Raw genomic sequence first — 21,478 nt, 5'->3', positions numbered from 1 at the left:
CTGGCCGGATCGCGACGTGTGTGGATTTCTGCCGGGTGGGGAAGGAGGGTGCAATGGCCTACGTCAGCTCCTCCGGTGAGTTCACCCGCGACCAGCGTTACATCGCCACCCGGATCACCGCGGACGGGCGGGACGGGTTCGTGGTGGAGCCCGGCCGCTACCGGCTCGTCGTCAGCCGCGCGTGCCCGTGGGCGAGCCGCGCCGTCGTGGTGCGGCGGCTGCTCGGGCTCGAGACGGTGCTGTCGATGGGGATCGCGGGGCCGACGCACGACGAGCGGAGCTGGACGTTCGACCTGGACCCGGGCGGTCGCGACCCGGTGCTGGGTATCGAGCGGCTGCAGGAGGCGTACTTCGCCCGCTTCCCCGGCTACGACCGCGGCATCACCGTGCCGGCCATCGTGGACGTGCGCACCGGGCAGGTGGTGACCAACGACTACGCGCAGATCACGCTGGACATGTCGACGCAGTGGCGGGCGTACCACCGGCCGGGTGCGCCCGACCTCTACCCGGAGGACCTGCGCGCGGAGATCGACCAGGTCAACCGGGTGGTCTTCGCCGACGTGAACAACGGGGTGTACCGGTGCGGCTTCGCCGGCGGCCAGGAGGCGTACGAGAAGGCGTACGGGCGCCTCTTCGCGCGGCTCGACTGGCTCTCCGAGCGACTGGCGGCGAGCCGCTACCTGGTCGGTGACACCATCACCGAGGCGGACGTGCGGCTCTTCACGACGCTGGTGCGCTTCGACCCGGTGTACCACGGGCATTTCAAGTGCAACCGGGAGAAGCTGAGCGAGATGCCGGTCCTGTGGGCGTACGCGCGGGACCTCTTCCAGACACCCGGGTTCGGCGACACGGTCGACTTCGACCACATCAAGCGCCACTACTACGAGGTCCACCGCGACATCAACCCGACCGGGATCGTGCCCGCCGGCCCGGACCTGTCAGGGTGGCTGACCCCGCACGGGCGCGAGGCGCTGGGCGGCCGGCCGTTCGGCGAGGGGTGCGAGCCCGGGCCGCTGAGCGAGACCGAGACGGTGCCGGTGGAGCACACCCCGCTGGCCGTCGCCGCCTGATCGGTGCGCGTGGCGCCGGCGCGCAGCGCCGCGACCGCCCGAGGGCCGTGTACGGCGACGGCGAGCGCGAACACCCCCGGGATGACCATCGCGGCGGCGAGCGAGGTGACCTCGGCGGCGTACCCGATGACGGCCGGCCCGGCGAGCGCGCCCGCGTAGCTGACGGTCGCCACGACGGACAGCCGCCTGGCCTTCTGCGCGGTGGCGGAGCCGGTGGCGCTCGCGACGACCGGCCAGACGAGCGCCATGCCGCCCCCGGTCAGCAGCCACCCCGCCACCGCCGCCGCGAATCCCGCCGGGCCGAGCGCCGGCGCCGCGAGCACGACCGCGTACCCGGCCGACGCGGTGACACCCGCGGCACGCAGCGTCCGGACAGGGCCGAGCCGCGCCCGGACCGGGTCCCCGGCGAAGCGGGCGGCGGTCATCGCGGCCAGGAACGCGGCGTACACCAGCGGGGCGGCCGAGGTGTCCGCGCCGAGCACCCGCCGCGCGTGCACCCCGGCCCAGTCGGTGGCCGCCCCTTCGACGAGGAAAGCGGCGCCGCCCACCAGCCCGAGCACGACGAGTACCCCCATCGCCGGTGTGGCCGCCCCCGCTTGCGGCTGGAGCCGCGGAACCCGCGGCGCCGTGGCCGGCAGGTCGCGGCAGAGCCGGGCGAAGGCCGCGGCGAGGGCGAGAGCCTGCGCCGCGACCACCGGCGGCAGCGGCGCCCCGGCGGCGACCGCGCCGGTGGTGGCCGCGGTGCCGATGACGGCGCCGAGGCTCCACGTGCCGTGGACCGTGGACATGACCGGCCGCCCGCCCCCGGCTTCCACGGCGGTGGCGGCGACGGTGAGCGCGACGTTGAGCGCGCCCATGAGCAGGCCCAGGGCGGTGGCCGCGCAGGCGAGCACGGTGAACGTCGGTGCGAGCACCGCCAGCCCCGCCGTGAGCGCGCAGCCGGGCGCCACCCAGCGCAGCAGCCGCACCGCGCCCCACCGGTCGGCCCACCAGCCCGCGGCCGGCATCGCGACGAGCGCCGCCGCGCCGAGCAGCAGGAGCACGCCGCCCAGACGGCCGGCGCCGAGGTCGAGGCGGGCGTCGGTGGCCGGGAGGGTGGCACCCCAGAGGGCCGTCAGGGCACCGGCAGCGCCGTAGAGGGCGCAGATCCGCAACATGGCCTCGTCTTCCTTTCGCCGCCGTCCCTCGATGCTCGCGGCGGCCACCCGGCGAGATCCAACAGCGGTTGCGCCATGATCTACACAGGTGGCGTGTGAATAATGAACGGGTGGGCGGCGACCTGGAGATCCGGATGCTGAGGTCGTTCGTCGTCGTCGCCGAGGAGCTGCACTTCAGCCGCGCGGCGCAGCGACTCTTCGTGGCGCAGCAGGCACTGAGCCGCGAGATCCAGCGGCTGGAGGACCGGGTCGGCCGGCCGCTGTTCACCAGGACGACGCGGCAGGTCGCGCTCACCGCGGCCGGTGAGGAGCTTCTGGGGTACGCGCGGCGCCTGCTCGCCCTCCACGACAAGGCCCTGCACGCGCTGCGCGGCGAGCCGGAGCCGCTGCTTGTCGATGTGGTGGGGCCGGGCCTGACCCCGTCGCTGGCGCTCGCGGAGGCCCGCGGTCTCGTGCGCGACGTCGAGTTCTTCGCCCGCGAACGCCAAGGCCTCGACGGCGCCGTCACCACGCTGAGCGGCCGGGCCGAGCGGGGTGGGCGGATCGACGTGGCGTTCGGCCGGTGGACCGCGTCCGGCGCGCGGGCGGCCGGCCTGCGCCACCGCACGGTCCGCCTCGAACCCATCATGGTGCTGCTGCCGCGGGCGCATCCGCTCGCCGCCCAGCCGGCGGTCCCGGTCGCCGAGCTGGAGGGCAGCGGCGTGTGCTTCCGCGCCGGCGACCATGTCACGCAGGACTGGGACGAGGCGATGCACCAGCTGCTCGGTCCACTGGGGATAGACCCGGCACTGGCCCACCCGCCGGTGCACGGCGCGGACGAGCTCGCCCACCACCTGCACCTGCGTGACGCGCCCATCCTGACGTTGAGCACGCAGCCGGCGGTGGAGGGCGCGGTGAGCCGCCCACTGGTACGGCCGGTGGCGCTCTATCCCTGGGCGATGCTCTGGCGCGCCGACCTCGACCATCCCGGCCTGCCCGCGCTGCACGCCGCCGTCGACAAGCTCTCGGCCGCCGGAGGCTGGCTCCACCGGCCGGACGGCGCGTGGTTGCCGGACCCGGAGGCCACGCGCGCGTAGCCGGCGTGCGTCAACCGGCTCGACCGCGTGCCCGGCCCGCGCTGTGGGAAAGCGCGGGCCGGGGCGGCCGCCGGATCAGGCGCCGGGGATGCGCCCCGCACCGGCGCCGGCCGTGACCAGCGACGGTACCGAGGCGGCGCTGTCCGGCGTGTACGAGTAGTAGGACCGCGGGTCGGCGACCGTGCCACCGCTCTCGCAGACGCCGGAGCGGACGAAGACGTTGCCCCGCTCGGCGAGTCGGCCGGGCGCCGAGTCGGCGTACCCGCTGACCGAGTGGCACGGGAAGGCGACGTCCTCGAAGTAGTTGGCCTCGACGAGCACGCCCGCGTTCTCCGTGGAGGCCACGCCGTAGAGGCCGATGCCGCGGTAGTAGTTGTTGTACACGTGGACCGGCTCGCCGAAGCGCACCCGCGGGTGGCGCTGGTTGGAGCCGTCGAAGTAGTTGTGGTGGTACGTGACCTTCAGGTAGCCGATGTCGTCCGGGAACGAGTCGGAGTGGCCGAGCAGCATGCTCTTGTCCGTGGCGTGAAACCTGTTCCAGGAGACCGTCACGTTCGTCGACTGGCGCTTGACGTCGACCGAGCCGTCGAAGCCGGGGTGGAAGTCGTTGTGGTCGATCCACACATGGTGCGATCCATTGTGGACGCTCACCGAGTCGTCCGACGCGTCCCGGAAGGTGATGTTGCGGATGATGACGTTGTTGCCGGGCCGCGTGGTGGTGCCCAGCTGGAGGCCGCCGCCCACGATCTCGGCGGTGGAGCCCACGCCGACGATGCTCTTGTTGGCCACCACCGTGATCATGTCGTCGACCGCGATCCGCCCGGAGACCCGGATGGTGTAGGGGGTGTTGGCGCCCGCGTACTGGGCGAGCTCCGCCGCGCTCGTCACGGTGACGGTGGGGCCACCCGCGCCGCCGGTCGTGCCGGTCGCGTGGCCGTCGGGCTGCCCGGGCAGCGGCTGGGACGGCGGCGAGGTGGTGACGCCGGGCGTGGGTGCGGTCGTCGTCGGGCTCGGGCCCGCCGAGTCGGTGACGAGCACGTCGTCGAAGGAGGCGCTGGAGTAGTACGTGGCGAGGCCCACCCGCCCGGACGTATACGCGCTGTCGGTGGCGGTCGCCACGAGCTGCCCGCCGAGGAAGCCGCGCAGCGTGCTGCCGGAGGCTTCCAGGCGCAGCTGGTACCACGTGTTGAGCGACACCGTCGCGGACGCCGACGCGAGCGCGGTGTGGCCGCCGGAGCCGCGGCGGCCGAGCTGCACCTGACCGGTGTTCGTCAGCGCGAGGTAGTAGTAGCTGCTCGTGCTCTGCGCGCGGGCGATGATGCCGGCGTGGCGGGCGGCGCCGTTGAAGGCGGTGGGCTTGACCCGTGCCTCGACCGCGTAGTTGCCCCACGAGGTGGAGCCGGCCAGCGCGCGGGCGTCACTGCCGGTGCCGGACTGGCGGTAGACGGCCGAGCCGTCGGTGACGACCGCCCAGCTCCCGCCGGAGCGGGTCCAGCCGTCGGCGCCGGCCGAGAAGTCGGTGCTGAAGAGCGTGGCGGCCTGTGCCGAGTGCACACCGACGAACACGAGCGCGGTGGCCACCGCGCCGGCGAGGGCGGCGGCGAGCAGCGCCCTCCGACCTTTTCTGGGCATGGGCGCGCCTCCTGTCTCGTGGCTCAACCGCTTTGGGATTACGTTAGGAAAGCCCTTTCCTGAGGTCAATAGAAATCGATGTGCAGAAATGTTGCAGTGCCCTACGCGGGCTGCGAGCGGGCGACGCGGAAGCCGACATCCTCGATCCGCAGCGTGGGGTGGCTGCGGCGGCGCACCGAGACCCGGCAGCTCCAGTGCTCGTCGAACCACCCGCCGCCCTTGAGCACCCGGTACGTGCCGTAGACCTCCGGGTCGTACACGTCCCAGCACCACTCCCAGACGTCGCCGAGCATGTCGTGCAGGCCCCACGGGTTGGGGCGCTTGCCGCCCACCTCGCGCGCCCGCCCCTCGGAGTTGCCGCGGTACCAGGCGATCTCGTCGAGCGCCCCGTAGCGCGGGCCGGTCGTGCCGGCGCGGCAGGCGTGCTCCCATTCGGCCTCGGTCGGCAGCCGGTATCCCGCCGCGTCGCGGTCCCACTCGACCTCGTCGCCGGCCAGCAGGCGGTAGGCCGGCGCGAGGCCGTCCCGTGTGGACAGTGCGTTGCAGAACCGTGCCGCGTCCCACCACGACACGCTGTCCACGGGGAGCCGCTCGCCCGTACCGGCCGCACTCGGCCGATCGCCGGTGACACCCGCGTACTGGGCCTGGGTCACCGGCACCGGCGCCAGCAGGAAAGGCGCCACGTCGACGGCCCACCTCTGCCGGGTGCGCCGGTCAGCCAGCGAGACGGTGCCGGGCGGAATCAGGATCATCACTTAATGTATCCAGCCTGGACAGGCGGTTCGCGGAGGAGGCAAGCGTGGCGCAGGACTTCCGGTTTCACCACCTGGCGATCATCGCGAGGAGCTACGAGGAGACGGTGAGCTGGTACTGCAAGCACTTCGGCTTCGCGGTCGCGCAGGAGTGGAGCGCGCCGGACATGCTGCCCGGCGCGCGGATGTGCTACCTGCGGAAAGGCGACTTCCACATGGAGATCATCGGCGACGGCGAGAAGGCCGGTGAGCACGCGGTCGCCGCGGATCCGAAGCAGGAGTACCAGATCACCGGGTACCGCCACTTCGCGCTGGAGGTGGACGACGTGGACGCCGCCGTCGCGGCGCTGGCGGCCGACGGCGTCCCGGCGTTCTTCCCGCCGACCGACCTGGACATCGTGGGCGTGCGAGCCGCTCTGGTCCGCGACCCGGACGGCAACGCGGTGGAGCTGATCCAATGGCGGTGACCTGTACGGCGGAGGAGTTCACCGAGCGCCTGCTCGCCCTCGCCACCGAGGAGCAGCGGGCGGAGTACCGGCGCTATTTCAAGCCTGGCGACGACACGTTCGCCGGCGTGCGCATGGGCGACGTGTTCGCGCTCGCCAAGGAGTGCGTGGGCATGGCGCCGGCTGAGCTCGGGAAGCTGCTCGACAGCCCGATCCACGAGGTGCGCGCGGGCGCGCTGAGCATCATGGACAAGCAGGGCCGTGCCCGCCGGACGCCGCCGGAGCGGCGGGCCGAGCTGTACGAGCTCTACCTGCGCCGTCACGACCGCATCGACAACTGGGACCTCGTCGACCTGGCCGCGCCGTACGTCGTGGGCGCGCACCTGGCCGGCAAGCCCCGCGACATCCTCGACGAGCTGGCCGGCTCGGACGACATCTGGCGGCGCCGCACCGCTATCGTCGCCACCGCGTACTTCATCCGCCAGGGCGAGACGGCCGACACGTTCCGGATCGCCGAGCTGCTGGTCGCCGACCCGGAAGACCTGATACACAAGGCGGTCGGCGGCTGGGTGCGGGAGGCCGGCAAGAAGGACCCCGCGCGCCTGACCGCTTTCCTCGACCGGCACGCGGCCACGATGCCGCGCACGATGCTGCGCTACGCGATCGAGCGCCTGGACCCCGAGCGCCGCGCCCACTACCGGGGCCTCAAGGCCAGGAGTTGAGCGCGCGACGCCCGCGATGGTCCGGGCCCACCCACCGCGGAGGGTGAGGCCGCGGGAGCAACGGTCCGGACCACCGCGGACATCGCGGTAGCTCAAATCTGTCTGTTTTGAGTCCTTTGCGCTACGCCACCGCGGGCTCGGGGGCGCGGGCGGGCGTGGGGCTGATGGTCGGGGCGGCGGCGCGGGCGACGAGCGCGAGCAGCGGGATCAGGGTGGCGAGTGTCCAGGTGAGACCGATCAGCTCGGTGACCCAGCCGATGATGGCCGGCGCGATCAGGATGCCGGTGTAGGTCATCGTGCTGAAGCGGGCGACCGTCGTGGCGGCGCCCGCGCCTGAGGCGCCCAGATGGCCGACCACGCCGAAGAGCACCGGCAGCGGGGTGGCCAGCCCGATGCCGACCACGGCGAACCCGGCCACCGCGAGCGCCGGCCACGGGCTGAGGACCACGACGGCCAGCCCGGCCGACCCGACCAGCGTGCCGGCCGCCACCAGGCGGGACGCGGAGGCGCGGGCCTGTATCCGGTCGCCGACCAGCCGGCCCGCGGTCTGGCAGGCGGTGAACGCCACGTACCCGAGCGTGGCCGCGCCGAGCGAGGCGCCGAGGTTTTCGTGCAGGTAGACGCCGCTCCAGTTGGCCACCGCCGCCTCGACCGTGAGCACCGTGGCACCCATCGCGCCGAACGCGACGATCCGCCGGGACCAGCCGGCCCGCCACGACGCGCGGGCCCGTGCGGGTGAGGCGGCGCGGCGGTCCGCGTGTCCGGGAAGGAGCAGGCGGCCGCAGGCCAGCGCGGCCGGCAGCAGCGCCACGGCGAGTACCGCGTAGTGCAGCTGCCGCGACATCCCGCCCTGGGCCGCCGCCGAGCCGGCCAGCGAGCCCACGACGGCGCCGATGCTCCACGCGGCGTGGCAGCCGTTCATGATCGGGCGGCCGAGGGCGCGTTCGACGGCGACGGCGTGTGCGTTCATGGAGACGTCGAGCAGGCCGTGCGCCGCGCCGAAGCCGAGCAGCAGTGCCAGCAGCACCGCCAGCGTCGGTGCGGCGCCGATCCCGGCGATCCCGACCGGCAGCACGAGGATCGCCGCGCGGACCACCCACCCGCTGCCGACCCGGGCGGCGAGCGCGCCGGCGACCTGCATGGCGAGTACCGCCGAGACGCCGAACACCGCGCTGACCAGGCCGAGCTGGGCGGGGGAGAGATCGAGGTCGAGCTTGAGCTGCGGGGTACGCACCACAAGGCTCGCGATGAGCAGGCCGTTGCCGCCGAAGACCGCCGTGATCGCCCAGCGGGCACGTGAAGGGGTTGCCATACCACCACGACGAACGAGCACCCCTCCGATCGGACAGGTGGCGACGTAAAGACGCTCTCAGCGGCCGCCGCCCTCAGCGCCTCACCTTGCGCGGCTAGGGCGCGAGGCGGTGGAGGAACGAGACGAGGGCGGCGTGGTACGGGGCGATCGTGGAGACCTCGGCGTACTCCTCCGGGCCGTGCTGGCCGTGGCCGCCCACGCCGAACGCGACCGCCGGGATGCCGCGCGCTGAGTAGAAGCGACCGTCGCCGGCGCCGTGCTTGTAGAGGAACTCGCCGCCGTAGCCCTGCTCGCGGGCGGCCGCGCGCAGGTGCGCGATCTCCGGGCTGTCGTGGTCGGCGTGGTGCGGCGCGTCGACGTGGTCGACGGTGACGGTCACGCCGGGTTCGCAGAAGGCGGCCAGGTGCGCGGTGATCCGCTCGGCGTCGGCGCCGGCCCAGTCGGCGTCCTCGGTGGGGAAGCGGATGTCGAGCCACGCCTCCGCCTCGGCCGGGATCTGGTTGTACGCGCGGTTGGGCGTCTCGATCCTCGCCAGGTTGAGCGTCGTGCGCCACGCCTCCTCGGCCGGCACCGGGTAGCGCTCGGTGAGGCGGCCGATCGTGCGCACGAGCTTGAGCAGCGCGTTGTCGCCGAGCCACGGGTACGCGCCGTGGCCGCTGTGACCGGTCGCGTGGAGCCGCGCGTGCGCCAGGCCCTTGGAGTCGGCGACGATGTCCAGGCGGCTGTGCTCGCCGATCACCACGAACCCGGCCGTGACGCCACACTCCACCTGGTGGCGCGTGCCGTTGCGCCCGCCGATCTCCTCGTCGGCGACGAGCTGGAGCGCCAGCGGGTACGGCAGGGCGGCCGCCGTCTCCCGGAACGCCAGCGCCTGCGCCAGCGCCGTTATCTTCATGTCCTGCGCGCCGCGCGCGTACAGCCGGTCACCGTCCCGCCGCGGCCGGAACTGCTCCGGCGTCGCCGGCACGACGTCGAGGTGCGCGTTGAGCACCACCCGGAAGTCGCGCGCCTCGGGTCCATGGTGGACCAGGGCGCTCGGCACGCCGCTCGACTCGAACCACTCGACCCGGAAGCCCGGCCCGACGAAGTCGACGACCAGCTCCAGCGCCCGCCGCAGCTCCTCCGGCCGGTCCGCGGTCGACGGCACGGCGAGCAGCTCTTCGGCGGCGGTGAGAAACCCATCAAGCTCCACCGCACCATCGTGCCCGACGTACGGAGATCATCCGGCCGGGGCGTGGCGTTCACCGTGGATTTGATCAACGTGGCCAGGGTGTGCCTACCTGTTCCCCTCCGTCAGGGAGACGCGATGGCCAACCTCGTACCCAGGACCCGATTTCTGCTGGCCGCGGCCGCCGCGGCGCTCGTGCTCCTGCCCACCGCGGCCGCCCAGGCCGGCGGCTCCGGACACGGACAGCCGGGGCAGCAGACGCTGTGGCGCGGTGACTTCGACGGTGCACACGCGGCCTGGTCCGTACAGACCGAGGGCGCGGCGGCCGGCTGGCGTGGCTGGACGTTCACGCAGCGGGACGACTGGTTCGCGGCCGCCGCGCCCGCGGGAGTCGGCTGCGACCCGGAGCACGACCGGCCGCTCGACCAGCGCTGCTTCCTCGACGGGCGGCAGCAGTTCTCCCGCTCGCGGGGTGTGCTCGCGGTCGCCGACAACGGCGTCGCGGCCGCCAAGGGCGCCGTCGTCGACGGGGACCACCCGGTCAACAGCACGCTGGCCAGCCCTGGCGTGCCGGTCGCCGGCAAGCGCGCGGTCGAGCTCGTCTTCTCCTCGCACTACCGCCAGGCGCACAAGGCGGTCGGCCGGGTGACGGTGGCGTTCGACGGCGGCGCCGAGCGGGAGCTGCTGCGCTACTCGGCCGCCCGCGTCAGCGCCAACGGCGGCGGCGACGTCATCTCCGGCCAGGAGGTGATCCGCGTCGACGTGCCCTCCCGGGCGCGCACCGCCGTGTTCCGATTCGGGTACGCCAGCAGCCGGCCGCAGCTGTTCTGGGCGGTGGACGACGTCGTGGTCCGCACCCCGCTGCCGGCGCTGCCGCGCGGTGCGAAGCCGGTGACGTTCCAGGTGCTGAGCGACATCCAGGTGGAAGGGCTGCCGTACACCGGTGGCGCGCTCGACCTGCTGCGCCGCGAGGCACCGGCCGCGAAGGGGCTGCTCCTCGTCGGCGACATCATCAGCGGGCCGCGCGAGCAGACCCAGGAGCAGCAGGTCCAGGAGTACGCGGACGTCAGCGCCGCCTTCGCCGGCCACCGGCTCCCGCCCGTGTACCCGGCCATCGGTAACCACGACGTGCGCAGCCGGGTACTCACCAAGGAGCAGCAGGTCGCCAACTTCCTCACGTTCGCCAACCAGTGGGGCGCGCGGATCGACAAGCCGTACTACGAGAAGGTGGTCGGCGGCGTCCCGCTGCTCGTGCTCGGCGAGGAGGGTGGCGTACCGGAGGACGAGAAGCAGGACGTCAGCGACGCGCAGCTGGCGTTCCTGACGCAGCGGCTCGCGTACTGGTCCACCAAGGGCAAGCAGGTGCTGGTGCTGCGGCACTACCCGTTCGAGTGGACGGTCTCCGGCACCTACGGCAACTTCTACGAGAACGGCCCCCGCGACTTCGAGATCGAGGCGATCGTCGGCCGGTACCCCAATGTGATCTTCCTGAGCGGGCACACGCACTGGTCGCCGTACCGCCGCGACTGGGCTGCCCGCGTCGTCACGCCGGGCGGGCACCGGGACGGCTACACCGCGATCAACACGGGTGCGCTGGCGATGGAGTTCGCGCCGAGCCCCGAGGACCCGTGGGACGAGGACTCCGCCACCGACCGGCCCGAGTCGCCGGCCGTGCTGACCGTGGCCGTGTACGAGGACCGTACCGTCGTGCGCGCCTTCGACGTTCTCACTGGTGAGCAGGTCAACGAGATCGAGGTCGCCAACCCTCGCTGACCGCCGCTGTTCCGGCCCCGCCCGAGGTCCCGCGGGCGGGGCCCTGCCAACCGCGCTCGCTGCGCTCGCCAAGGCCCCGCTCGCTGAGGCCCCGCTCGCTGAGGCCCGGGAAGCCGCCGCCATCCGACCTCGTCGCTGCGCTCCTCGGACCGGATCCCGCCGGCCCCTGGGGCCGGAAGACACGGTTCACCACAGGCGCTTGAGGTCGAGCATCATGCGGGTGCCGTCGGCGGCCCGCCAGGAGTACACCGCCGCCTCGTTGTCGCGGTCGAGCTGGAAGACCGTCGGGTCGCCGGAGTCGATGCCCTCACGCGCGGGCGGTGGCGGCGCCGCGATCACCGCGGCGCGGCCGCTGCCCCGGTCCCAGATGACGTTCGCCGTGTCGAGGTTGCCGATCGCGAGCCGCCCCTCGAGGCGCGGCGAGAGGCCGCCGTTCCGGCCCAGGTCGACGTAACCGCTGCCGTCGAGGTTCTGGATGGCGGCGTCGCCGGCGACGTTCCAGCCGGTGCACCACTCGGGCCCGCACGCGACGGTCGCCTCCATCTCGTCGTTGGCCAACCACCGCGCCTTCCGCCCCGTGGCTACCTCGACAAGCGTTCCGCTCCGCTCCGGCTCCCCGAACGGCGTCCCGCCATACTGCGACGTGATCCAGCCGGGGACGGTGGAAAGCCAGTACCCGCGCGAGCCCGGCACGTCCGCGATCCGCCCGTCGCGAAGTGACAACCGCTTGACGACCACGTCGTCCTGGCCGTCGCCCGGCCCGTACTGCTCCCACAGCACCGCCTCGCCCGCCAGCACGCCCCGCCCGTCGACCGCGCTCGCCGGGAGGTCGGCCAGCTTTGTCGCGTCACCGCCCGCGAGCGGCGCGATCCACGCCTCGCGGACCGCCCTGCCCTGCCGCCGCCCCGACACGAACCAGACCACGCGGTCGCCGGCCACCAGCGCCGTCGAGACCCTCGGCGCGGCCAGGCCGTCGCTCATGGCCCCGGTGGCGACGGGGCGTATCGACCCGCTGTCCGGGTTGAACAGCAGCGGTCCCGTCTCGCGACCCGACGAGACGACAAGCAGGTCGTCGCCGTCCGTGGTGTCCGCGATCCGGTACGACGAGTCGTCGGGCAGCTTGCGCGGCAGCTCGCGGACCGCCTGCGGCCACACCACCTCCGGCCCCGGCAGCGATGCGAAGTCCGGGATCCGGCCGGGCGAGAACACCGGCGCGACGTCGTACCGCGTCTCCCCGCGGCTCACGGCCACGGCGGTCACCGTGCCGCAGACCACCACGGCCACCGCGGCCGCCACCGCGTGGACGACCCATCCCGACCGCCGTCGTGGCCGGGCCACGCCTTCCGCGCGGGCCACGATCCGGGCCAGGTCAGGCGGGGGTACCGGCAGTGTCGCGATGTGGCTCCGGACGGCGGCACGCACCCGCTCGTCCCGGTCGCCGGGTGACTCAATCTTCATCGAGGTGCTCCCTCAGGGTCGCGAGCGCGCGGTGGAGCAGCGACTTCACGGTGCCGGGGCGGCAGCCGAGCGCTTCGGCGATGGCGAGCTCGGGCAGGTCAAGATAGAAGCGGAGGAAGACGGCGGCCCGCTGGCGGCGGCTCAGCGCCAGCAGCGCCTGCCGCACGGCGGTGCCGTCCTCCGTTGACGGCGTGGACTCGGCCGGTGAGCCGCGCGCCACGTGGCGGCGGGCCACCAGCAGGCGCCGCCACCACGACCGGGACCGGTTGACCACGACGGTGTGCAGCCAGCTCTCCGGGTCCCGGACGGTGGGCCAGCGCCGGTACAACTCGACGAACGACTCCTGCACGATGTCCTCGGCCGCCGCCATGCTGTCGGTGATAACGAAGGCGAGCCGGATCATGCCGTCGTAGTGCGCCCGATACGCCGCGCCGAAGTCGTCCAACGCGCTCCCGCCCGTCTGGGGCTCCTCTACCGCGGTCCGTGTCACGCTACCTGGTCGCGCCAGCCCACCGATCGGTTCCACGGCCCCGCCCGGTTTTCGAAACCGGGACTCACGGCCGGCGGTAGATCGTGATGGAGTGCCCCACCGTGTCGATCGGGTCGCTCGTGCGGATCAGGTCGGCCAGCGGGCCCGTGGCCTTGGCCGCGGAACTGTCCGATACGACGAGCAGCCCGCGCACCTCACCCGCCGGCAGCGCGAGCGGGTCCGAGGCCTCGATGCCGTACCACGACGGCACTCCGCTGCCCTTGTAAACCAGCCAGACCCGCTCACCGGGGTAGCGCGACCGCAGCCGATCGGCCAGCCGCCCCAGATCCTGGCCCCAGTCCACATTGGAGTCATGCAGGTGCTCGTGCGTACGGGCCGGCCCGCCGAAAGCCTCGTTCGCGTACGGCAGGTAGTACGGAAACGTGCGCAGCGAGCTCGCCGCCACCAAACCCACGAGCACCACCGCCACGATCCGTAACGCCCGCCACCGCACCGTCATCACCGCGGCCGCGGCGACGGCGAGGAAGATCGGCACCACCAGCGCGTACCGGGTGCCGAAGTCGCGCGACCCGGTCATCGCGACGGCGAGCAGCAGGGCGGCCGGCGCCAGCACGTACGGCGCGGCCGCCCGCAGCCGCGGCGTGGCGATCAGCGCGACCGCGCCGGCCAGCCACAGCGCCATCGCGCCAAGCGGCGACTTCACCAGCAGCGCGGCCGGCAGGTAGTACCAGCGGCCGCCGGTGTACACCTCGCCGAAGAGGAAGCCGGTCCACCGCGCGCCCTCGAAGCCGAACTGCATGCGCAGCCCGTCGCCGTACGCCGCGGGGAACGGCAGCACCCGCGCCACCAACCCGCGCCACCCGCCGCTGGCCGGCACGTCCGGCGGCGGCACCCACTCCAGCCGCGGGTCGACCGCCAGGTAGGACGCCCACACCACGGCCACCGCGAGCACCGCGGCGGCCAGGCCCCAGGCCGCGGCACGCCAGGTCCGACCGGCCGCCGCCCACACCGACAAAAAGATCAATAAAAGCAGCAATGGTACGGCCGGCAGCGCGCTCATCTTCACGGACAGAGCCGCCCCGAGTGCCAGCCCTGCCAGCGGCGCGTAGAGCCGCGGGCGCTGCCGCGCCCTCCACGCCAGCCACACCGAGGTGAGCAGGAACCCCACCACCGGAACGTCCAGCGTCGCCAGCGAACCGTGCGCGATGACGTCCGGCGAGAACGCGTACAGGGCGAGGGCCACGAGCCCGCCCGCCGCCCCCGCCACGTCCCGCGCGAACGCCAGCACCACCAGCCCGAACAGCAGCGTCAGCAGGATCACCGGCAGCCGGGCGAGGAACATGAGGCGCCACGGGTCGTGACCGGACTCGTACAGCAGGTGGCGGCCGAGCGCGGTCTGGTCGCCCTGGAAGCCGGGGTCGACCTCGGCGCCGGAAAACGCCAGCCCCGCGCCGATGAGCAGCTTGCCGAGGGGCGGGTGCTCCGGGTTGTACCGGAGGCTGTGCTCCTGTGTCTGCCAGACGGCCGCGCCCACGTAAACCGGCTCGTCGATCGTCGGCGTCTGCTGGACGGCCGCGGTCACCATCGCGACCGCCATCTGCCCGAGGAGCAGGGCCACGACCAGCGGGTACAGCCAGCGCCGCAGACGCGCCGGCACCACCCACCGCTCCCGCGCGGGCTCCGGCGCGGTCGCCGCCGCGGTCGTCGTCATCGTCACCAGGTTCACACTCCCTGAACACTGATACGTGCGGGTCGGCCCCATCTGTTCAACGAATGTCCCGCCCCATGATCGACCCCACGTGACACCACGACGGCGCCTTATCACGGACTGACCCCGCCAATCTCGTCCGCCCGAGTGCCCGAACGGCAGATCATCGACGGGAACCGCCAGCGCGTGCGGGCCGGGACGCGGCGGCGGTCAGCGTGGACTGCTCGCTCTGTCAGACGCATCCAGCCTGCGCCCCGGTGCCCACCGGGACGGGGAACCGGCAGAAACAACCGCCTGGCGGTGTGGACACCGAGCCAGGCGATCATGGTTGGGTCGATCCAGGGGCGGTCGCGTTAGGGACGCTGGGCGGCCGGCCGATCGTGGACGTTTGCTGCCCCATGGAGGGCACCGCACGTCCACGATCGCAAGCGTCATCAGCGCGAGACCTTGACCTGAGGACGGCTTGGTCGCTTCCACGGACGGACCTTGCCCGGTTGTCGGCTTCCCGCTTCTGCCGTCCTGCGATGGTGACGCCGCCGCCGCGCTGTGGGACGACCTGGGCGAGGGTGAAAGCCGACCTCCGACCCCGACCCCGACCTCGGTCCTCGGGCCGAAGTCTGGGCGCATTGGTGCGCCCAGCTCCGGAGGCTCCCCGCCAACCGCGGAGGGTGAGGCCGCGGGAGCAACGGTCCGGACCACCGCGGACGTCGCGGCAGCTCACATCTTCATTGGGGTTCGCCCTCGCGGGCCCGTGTCCTCGGTGGACGGTGGTGCGCTCACACCGTGAGGACGAACTTGCCCTGCGCGTGGTGCTCCTCGATGAAGCGGATCGCGTCCGCGGTCTCGCTCAGGGGGCAGGAGCGCTCGATCACCGGGTCGAGCGTGCCGGCCGCGACCATCTCGGCGAGCTCGGCCAGCTCGGCGCCCTTGGGGGTGGCGACCAGGGGGCGCAGGCGCTGTGACGCGAAGGGTGCCCTCACCATCATGGCCAGCAGGCGGGGCATCGGGCCGAGCACCTTGCCGCCGCCGCCGAACGACGCGATGTACATGCCGCGGGGCGTGAGGACCTGGCGCATGGCGGCTAAGGGCTTGTCGCCGACCAGGTCGAACACCACGTCGAAGCGGGCCTCGCCGCTCGTGACGTCACCGGTCGTGTAGTCGATGACCGCGTCCGCGCCGATCGCGCGGACCAGGTCGGCGTTGCGTCCGCTGCAGGTCGCGGTGACGTGCGCGCCCAGCGCCTTGGCGAGCTGCACCGCGAACGTGCCAACCCCGCCCGACGCGCCGTTGACCAGCAGGCGGGTGTCCGGGCCGACCTCGCCCAGGCGGATGCCCTGCAGTGCGGTGTTGGCCGCGACCGGCAGCGTGGCCGCCTGCTCGAACGTCACGCCGGCCGGCTTGGCGGCCAGGTGCTTCTGCTTGGCCAGCGTGTACTCCGCGAAGCCGTTCTGGCTGACCTCACCGAACACGTCGTCGCCCGGCTGGAAGCGGGTGACGCCCGGCCCGACCGCCTCGACGGTGCCGGCGACCGCTCTGCCGAGGATTTTTGCCCTCGGCCGGCGCAGCCCCATGCCGAGCCGGATCGCGCCGGGCTCGCCGCGCATCACGGCGCGGTCGCCGAAGTTGAGGGAGGCGGTGTGCACCTTGACGAGCACCTGGCCGGCGCCGGGGGAGGCGGGGCGCTCCACGTCCGCGTAGCGCAGGACGTCGGGCGGGCCGTACCGGTCGTAGACGATCGCCTTCATGACTGTCTCCTTCGGACGGTGAGGGGTGGCTCAGCGCTGGCGGTAGTCGCGCAGGCCGTTGACGACGGCGCTGACCAGCGAGGCGACGCAGACGGCGACCACGATCCCGTTGGTCCACTTGGGCGTCGTGGACGACCAGCCGGCCGCCTCGACGAAGGCGGGGTTGAGGATGTGGTCGTTCGCCGCGACCCAGAGCAGCGTGAGCCCGGTCGCGATGTCGGCGGCCGCCCGCCCGATCGCGAACGGGACGGAGGGGCGCGCGTAGTACTTGGCGAAGGCGAAACTCAGGCTCGTGATGAGCAGGCCGACGAAGACGTAGATCACGCCGTTGTCCCACAGCCACGGGTCGAGCGCCCCGATCGGGTCGCCGTTCGCGTCCTTCTGGATGGGCAGCACGGGGGAGAGCAGGATGAGCGCGGTGAAGAGCACCATCGCCACGGTCTCGGCGATCAGCTCCGCGTACCGCGTGCGGCGCCCCACCGGCTCCGGCAGCGCGGCCGGCGTCCACTGCCGGGTGGGCAGCTTCGGCCCCGGAAAGCGCTCGAGGAGCGCGAAGACCAGCGTCGTCCAGAAGGCGACCTGGAAGCCGGCGGTGATCGCCGCGTAGATCGCGTCGCGGGCGATGCCGGAGGCGCTGTCGCCGTCGATCGCCTGCACCACGCCGACGATCGCGGCCACGGCGGGCACCACCGTGACGAGCAGCGCGCTGAGCAGGCGGGTGTAGTCGACGAACAGCGCCGGGCCGATGAGGTGGAGCGGGCGGTCCGCGTAACCCGCGGCGAGGCGGGTCGGGTCGCCCAGGTCGGTGAGCACCGCCACCTCGGCCTCCGCGGGCTCGTCGCCGGCTTCGAGCCGGTCGTCCACCGCGTCCGCGATGGAGGTACGCAACTCGCGCTCGATGTCGGGCCGCTGCCGGGCGGGCACGCGGCGGAGGGTGGCCTCGATATAGCGGTCGGTGAGAGAGGTGGTCGTGGTCGTCATGACTCGCCCTTCAGGGTGTGGAACGCGGCGTGCAGCTCGTCCCAGTCGTGGCTCAGGGTCTCGGCAAGCTCCTCGCCCAGGTCACTGGTGCGGTAGAACTTGCGCGGCCGGGACTCGTCGGTGTTCCAGTCGCTGGTGAGCAGGCCCTGCTTTTCCAGCCGGCGCAGAAGTGGATACAGCGTGTTGGCGTCGACGGCGAAGCCGCTGCGCTCGAGCAGGTCGAGCAGGGCGTAGCCGTAGTTGGGCTTGCGCAGGATCAGCAGGCAGGCGAGCACGACGGTGCCGCGACGCAGCTCCTGCTGGTGCGTCATGAGCAGTTCATCGTCGAGCATGCCTCACACGATACTGTGTGCCACACACTATCGCAACAGACACATCACTGTCTGACGCGCGACATGTGCCCACGGCGACGCGGACGCGGTGCGAACTCCTACCCAAGCCCTACCCCGATAGGGGGCTTAGCCCTACTGCCCCGACCCCTTCCCGGGCCGCAGGCTCGAAAGCGGAGTCAGCCAGTGGGAGGGGAAGACAATGAACAAGCCGGCCGCACTGCTCGCCGCTCGCATCACCGCCGTCGTGTGGATCGTCGCGAGCGCCGTGCAGTTCGTCGTGTGGGCGATGATCGTCGTCATCGGTGGCGACCTGGTCACGCCGTGGTGGCTGTGGACCGTACTGACCGGGGCGCCCGTCGTGCTCGCCGTGTGGTGGGTCACCGGGGCGCTGCACGCCGCCCGCCGCGCGCTGGCGCGGGAAAGCCGGTGGACGCCGTGACCGCATCCGCGCAGCCGCCGGTGCGCCTGGCGGCGGTCCGCAAGACCTACGGCAAGGGAGGCGGCGCGGTCACCGCGCTCGACGGGGTCACCGTCGACTTCCCGGCCGGTACGTTCACCGCCGTCATGGGGCCATCGGGCTCGGGGAAGAGCACGTTGCTGCACTGCGCGGCCGGGCTCGACGCACCGACCTCGGGCGAGGTCGCCCTCGCCGGCACCCCGCTCACCGGCCTCGACGAGACGAGGCTGACCGTGCTGCGGCGCGACCGCGTCGCGTTCGTCTTCCAGTCCTTCAACCTGATGCCGGCGCTCAACGTGTGGCAGAACGTCACGCTCCCCGACCTGCTCGCCGGCCGCCGCACCGACAAGCGGTGGGCGACGGAGGTCATCGAGCGGGTGGGGCTGCGCGACCGGCTGCGGCACCGCCCGGCCGAGCTCTCCGGAGGCCAGCAGCAGCGGGTGGCCATCGCGCGGGCACTCGCGGCGCGGCCGGCGGTCACGTTCGCCGACGAGCCGACCGGCGCGCTCGACACGCGCACCGCCGCCGAGGTACTCGGCCTGATGCGGCACCTCGCCGACACCGGCCAGACCATCGTGATGGTCACGCACGACCCGGTCGCCGCCTCGTACGCGGACAACGTGCTCTTCCTCGTCGACGGCCGCATCGTCGACGAGCTCGCCCGGCCGCGGGCGGCAGCGGTGGCGGAGCGCCTCGCGCGTGTGGGGACCACTGTGGAGGGTGCACTGTGAACCGTCTCGCGCTCGCGAGCCTCCGCCACCGCGCGGCGGCCTCGCTGGCCACGTTCGCGGCGGTGCTGCTCGGCACCGCGCTGCTGGTCACCTGCGGTGGCCTCTTCGAGACCGCGATCCGCCTGGACGCCACCGCGCAGCGGCTGGCCGGCGCGCCGGTCATCGTCGCCGGGGAGTCCGGTTTCAAGCTGCCGGACCAGGAGCACGAGCGGGTCGCGTACCCCGAGCGCTCCCGGGTCGACGCCACCCTCGTGTCCGCCGTCGCGGCCGTGCCCGGTGTGGCCCGCGCGATCCCGGACGTCTCGTTTCCCGCGGCGCTCACGCCCGGTGAGGTCCTCGCCGGCCACGACTGGGCGTCCGCGGCACTCACCCCATACACCATAGTGGACGGTCGCGCGCCAAGCGCCACGGGAGAGGTCGTGCTGGAAACCGGCGGCGCCGTCGTGGGCCAGCGAATGAAAATCACCATTGCCGGTACGCCACACGACTTCGCCGTCGTCGGGCTGGCCCGGTCCGAGCGTGCTGTCGACGCGCCCGCGCTGTTCTTTTCCACCGTCGACGCCGCCCGCTTCGCGCCGCGACCGGGCACTGTGGACGCGATCGGAGTGCTCCTCGCGCCGGGTGCGGAGGCCGGCGACGTGGCCAAGCGGGTGGACGCGGCTCTGCCGCCGGAGCTGACCGTGCTGACCGGCGCCGACCGGGGCGCCGGCGAGTTCGCGGGGATCGGCGCCAGCCGGCTGCCGCTGATCCTCGTGGCGGCCATCTTCGGCGGCATGGTGGTCGTGGTGATGGCGCTCGTCGTCTCCGCCACGATCAGCCTCACCGTGCGGCAGCGCCGCCGCGAGCTGGCGCTCCTGCGGGCCGGTGGTGCCACGCCGCGGCAGGTGCACCGCATGGTGGTACGCGAGACGATGGCCGTCGCGGTCCTCGGCATCGCGTGCGGCGCGGGCCTCGGCGCCCTCCTCGCCGGCCGGATCTTCGCGGCCAGCGAGGCGCGGGGCGTGGTGCCCGAGGCGCTGGTGTTCAGCCTGGGGCCGATCCCGTTCGCCGGCGCCGTGGTCGTGGCGTTCGTGATGGCCCGGGTGACCGCCCACCTCGCCGCCCTGCCGGCCGCACGCACCCGGCCGATCCAGGCCCTCGCCGAGGCGGCCATCCCCGCGGCGACGGTGGCACCGATCCGGCGGGTCCTGGCGCTGGTGTTCGCGGGTGGCACTGTGGCACTGGCGGCGACCACGATGTTCCTCGGCCCGGAGATCGCGCTGGCCATCGGCGGCCCCGCCGTGCTCACCGGCTCGATCGCGGTCGCGCTGCTCGGCCCCGAGCTGATCGACCGCCTCGTCGCGCGGCTCCCGCTGCCCCGCGGGCTGGCCGCCATCAACCTCCGCGCGCGGGCGGCCCAGTTCACCGCCGTGCTCACCCCGCTGGTCGTGGGCGTGTCGATCGCGCTCGGCAACGTGTACGCGCAGACCACCTACGAGGCGGCCGCCACCGCCGCCTACACCGACCAGCTCCGCGCCGACACCGTGCTCACCTCCACGTCCGGCGGCATCGCACCGGGCCTCGTCGACAAGGTGCGCGGCACGCCGGGTGTCGAGGCGGCGACCCCGCTGGTGACCAGCCGAGGGTGGCTCGACGCGCCGTACGACGGCAAGGGCAGCGACCCCTCCACCATCCTCGGCGTCGGCCCCTCCGCGCTCGACGTGCCGGTGGTGGCCGGGAGCCTGGACGGGTTCGGCGGTGACGTGGTCGCGCTGCCCCAGAAGCGCGCCGAGGACCTCGGCGTCGCGGTCGGCGAGCGGGTGACGATGCGCTTCGGCGACGGCGCCCTCGTGCCGGTCACGGTGGTCGCGCTGCTGGACAGCCCGTCGCACTACGCCGGCATGGTGGTGCCGCCCGAGCTGCTCGCCCCGCACACCACGGCCGGCGCACCGAGCCAGCTGCTCGTCCAGGGTGATCCCGGTTCGCTTCCGGACTGGCCGGGCACCACAGTGGACGATGGCGGCGCGCTCGGTACGTCCTTCGAGGCCGGGCTCGACGTGCAAGGCTGGATCAGCTACCTTGTCGCGCTGCTCGCCATCGCGTACGCGGCCATCGCCGCCGTCAACACCATCGCGGTCGCGGTGCTGTCGAGGCGCGGCGAGCTGGCGGTGCAGCGGCTGGCCGGCGCGACCCACCGCCAGGTGCGCCGCATGCTCCTGGCCGAGGCCGCGCTGCTGGCGGCGCTCGCGGTGGGGCTGGGCACGGTGATCTCGGCGTTCACGGTGCTGCCCATGGCGGTCGCGCTGGGCACCTGGGTCCCGCGCGGGCCGATCTGGGTGTACCTGGCGGTGGCGGCGGCCACGTTCCTCATCGTCGGTCCGGTCACGGCCGTCACCGCACGCGCCGCCACCCGGCGCCGGGCGATCGAGGTGATCGGCACCGCGGCGGCATGACGGCGGTCACGCTTGCAGCCGGTACCCGGGTACAGG

The 21,478-nt window shown here is 73.2% G+C and carries 18 protein-coding genes; 8 read left to right on the top strand and 10 right to left on the bottom strand.

Annotated features, from left to right (window positions below):
- Positions 1-53 precede the first annotated feature (53 nt).
- Entirely contained in the window at positions 54-1,070 is a 1,017-nt protein-coding gene (locus Phou_RS06430) for a glutathione S-transferase family protein (protein ID WP_173054415.1), read from the top strand.
- A 1,267-nt stretch (positions 1,071-2,337) separates the two neighbouring features.
- Positions 2,338-3,303: a LysR family transcriptional regulator gene (locus Phou_RS06425; protein ID WP_173054413.1), complete on the top strand. Its 966-nt coding sequence runs from the start codon at positions 2,338-2,340 to the stop codon at positions 3,301-3,303.
- 75 nt (positions 3,304-3,378) lie between these two features.
- On the opposite strand, the gene Phou_RS06420 is transcribed toward Phou_RS06425, so the two are convergent.
- Positions 3,379-4,935, bottom strand: coding sequence for a pectate lyase family protein (locus Phou_RS06420; RefSeq protein ID WP_173054411.1), 1,557 nt, complete (start codon positions 4,933-4,935; stop codon positions 3,379-3,381).
- A 101-nt stretch (positions 4,936-5,036) separates the two neighbouring features.
- On the bottom strand, positions 5,037-5,687 hold the full coding sequence (locus Phou_RS06415) for a formylglycine-generating enzyme family protein (RefSeq protein ID WP_173054409.1): 651 nt from the start codon (positions 5,685-5,687) through the stop codon (positions 5,037-5,039).
- 47 nt (positions 5,688-5,734) lie between these two features.
- On the opposite strand from Phou_RS06415, the gene Phou_RS06410 reads away from it, so the two are divergent.
- Together Phou_RS06410 and Phou_RS06405 are read left to right on the top strand one after the other, a co-directional pair.
- A complete protein-coding gene (locus tag Phou_RS06410) occupies positions 5,735-6,154 on the top strand; it encodes a VOC family protein (RefSeq protein WP_173054407.1) in 420 nt (139 codons plus the stop codon).
- Positions 6,145-6,855 carry a DNA alkylation repair protein gene (locus Phou_RS06405; protein WP_173054406.1) on the top strand — a complete coding sequence of 237 codons (711 nt, stop codon included), beginning with the start codon at positions 6,145-6,147 and terminating at the stop codon, positions 6,853-6,855. Before Phou_RS06410 ends, Phou_RS06405 begins: the two co-directional genes overlap by 10 nt.
- A 121-nt stretch (positions 6,856-6,976) precedes the next feature.
- Here Phou_RS06405 and Phou_RS06400 read toward each other — a convergent pair whose 3' ends face one another.
- A complete protein-coding gene (locus Phou_RS06400) occupies positions 6,977-8,167 on the bottom strand; it encodes an MFS transporter (protein ID WP_173054404.1) in 1,191 nt (396 codons plus the stop codon).
- A gap of 94 nt (positions 8,168-8,261) precedes the next feature.
- Positions 8,262-9,359 carry a M20 family metallopeptidase gene (locus tag Phou_RS06395; RefSeq protein WP_173054402.1) on the bottom strand — a complete coding sequence of 366 codons (1,098 nt, stop codon included), beginning with the start codon at positions 9,357-9,359 and terminating at the stop codon, positions 8,262-8,264.
- Positions 9,360-9,473: 114 nt separating this feature from the next.
- On the opposite strand from Phou_RS06395, the gene Phou_RS06390 reads away from it, so the two are divergent.
- Positions 9,474-11,108: a metallophosphoesterase family protein gene (locus tag Phou_RS06390; RefSeq protein ID WP_173054400.1), complete on the top strand. Its 1,635-nt coding sequence runs from the start codon at positions 9,474-9,476 to the stop codon at positions 11,106-11,108.
- Positions 11,109-11,294: 186 nt separating this feature from the next.
- On the opposite strand, the gene Phou_RS06385 is transcribed toward Phou_RS06390, so the two are convergent.
- The 6 genes from Phou_RS06385 to Phou_RS06360 form a co-directional block, all read right to left on the bottom strand.
- Positions 11,295-12,566, bottom strand: coding sequence for a hypothetical protein (locus Phou_RS06385; RefSeq protein WP_173054398.1), 1,272 nt, complete (start codon positions 12,564-12,566; stop codon positions 11,295-11,297).
- On the bottom strand, positions 12,556-13,056 hold the full coding sequence (locus tag Phou_RS06380) for a SigE family RNA polymerase sigma factor (protein ID WP_246273314.1): 501 nt from the start codon (positions 13,054-13,056) through the stop codon (positions 12,556-12,558). The genes Phou_RS06385 and Phou_RS06380 overlap by 11 nt, the downstream gene beginning before the upstream one ends.
- 64 nt (positions 13,057-13,120) lie before the next feature.
- Positions 13,121-14,767 carry an ArnT family glycosyltransferase gene (locus tag Phou_RS06375; protein WP_173054396.1) on the bottom strand — a complete coding sequence of 549 codons (1,647 nt, stop codon included), beginning with the start codon at positions 14,765-14,767 and terminating at the stop codon, positions 13,121-13,123.
- A gap of 773 nt (positions 14,768-15,540) precedes the next feature.
- A complete protein-coding gene (locus tag Phou_RS06370; RefSeq protein WP_173054388.1) occupies positions 15,541-16,509 on the bottom strand; it encodes an NAD(P)-dependent alcohol dehydrogenase in 969 nt (322 codons plus the stop codon).
- Between the two features lie 30 nt (positions 16,510-16,539).
- Positions 16,540-17,490: a permease prefix domain 1-containing protein gene (locus Phou_RS06365; RefSeq protein WP_173054386.1), complete on the bottom strand. Its 951-nt coding sequence runs from the start codon at positions 17,488-17,490 to the stop codon at positions 16,540-16,542.
- On the bottom strand, positions 17,487-17,822 hold the full coding sequence (locus Phou_RS06360) for a PadR family transcriptional regulator (protein WP_173054384.1): 336 nt from the start codon (positions 17,820-17,822) through the stop codon (positions 17,487-17,489). Before Phou_RS06360 ends, Phou_RS06365 begins: the two co-directional genes overlap by 4 nt.
- 199 nt (positions 17,823-18,021) lie before the next feature.
- Here Phou_RS06360 and Phou_RS52245 point away from each other — a divergent pair, with 199 nt between their 5' ends.
- The 3 genes from Phou_RS52245 to Phou_RS06350 are packed head-to-tail and all read left to right on the top strand — an operon-like array spanning position 18,022 to position 21,442.
- Positions 18,022-18,261 carry a hypothetical protein gene (locus Phou_RS52245; protein ID WP_246273313.1) on the top strand — a complete coding sequence of 80 codons (240 nt, stop codon included), beginning with the start codon at positions 18,022-18,024 and terminating at the stop codon, positions 18,259-18,261.
- Positions 18,249-19,010 (top strand): ABC transporter ATP-binding protein, encoded by a 762-nt coding sequence (locus Phou_RS06355; protein WP_371872084.1) that lies wholly within the window; start codon positions 18,249-18,251, stop codon positions 19,008-19,010. Before Phou_RS52245 ends, Phou_RS06355 begins: the two co-directional genes overlap by 13 nt.
- Positions 19,007-21,442 carry an FtsX-like permease family protein gene (locus Phou_RS06350; RefSeq protein WP_173054380.1) on the top strand — a complete coding sequence of 812 codons (2,436 nt, stop codon included), beginning with the start codon at positions 19,007-19,009 and terminating at the stop codon, positions 21,440-21,442. Before Phou_RS06355 ends, Phou_RS06350 begins: the two co-directional genes overlap by 4 nt.
- Positions 21,443-21,478 lie beyond the last annotated feature (36 nt).

The organism is Phytohabitans houttuyneae (genome assembly GCF_011764425.1).
Taxonomy (GTDB): domain Bacteria; phylum Actinomycetota; class Actinomycetes; order Mycobacteriales; family Micromonosporaceae; genus Phytohabitans; species Phytohabitans houttuyneae.
The sequence above is the reverse complement of the archived record's forward strand: the minus strand, read 5'-3'. Positions and strand labels throughout refer to the sequence as shown.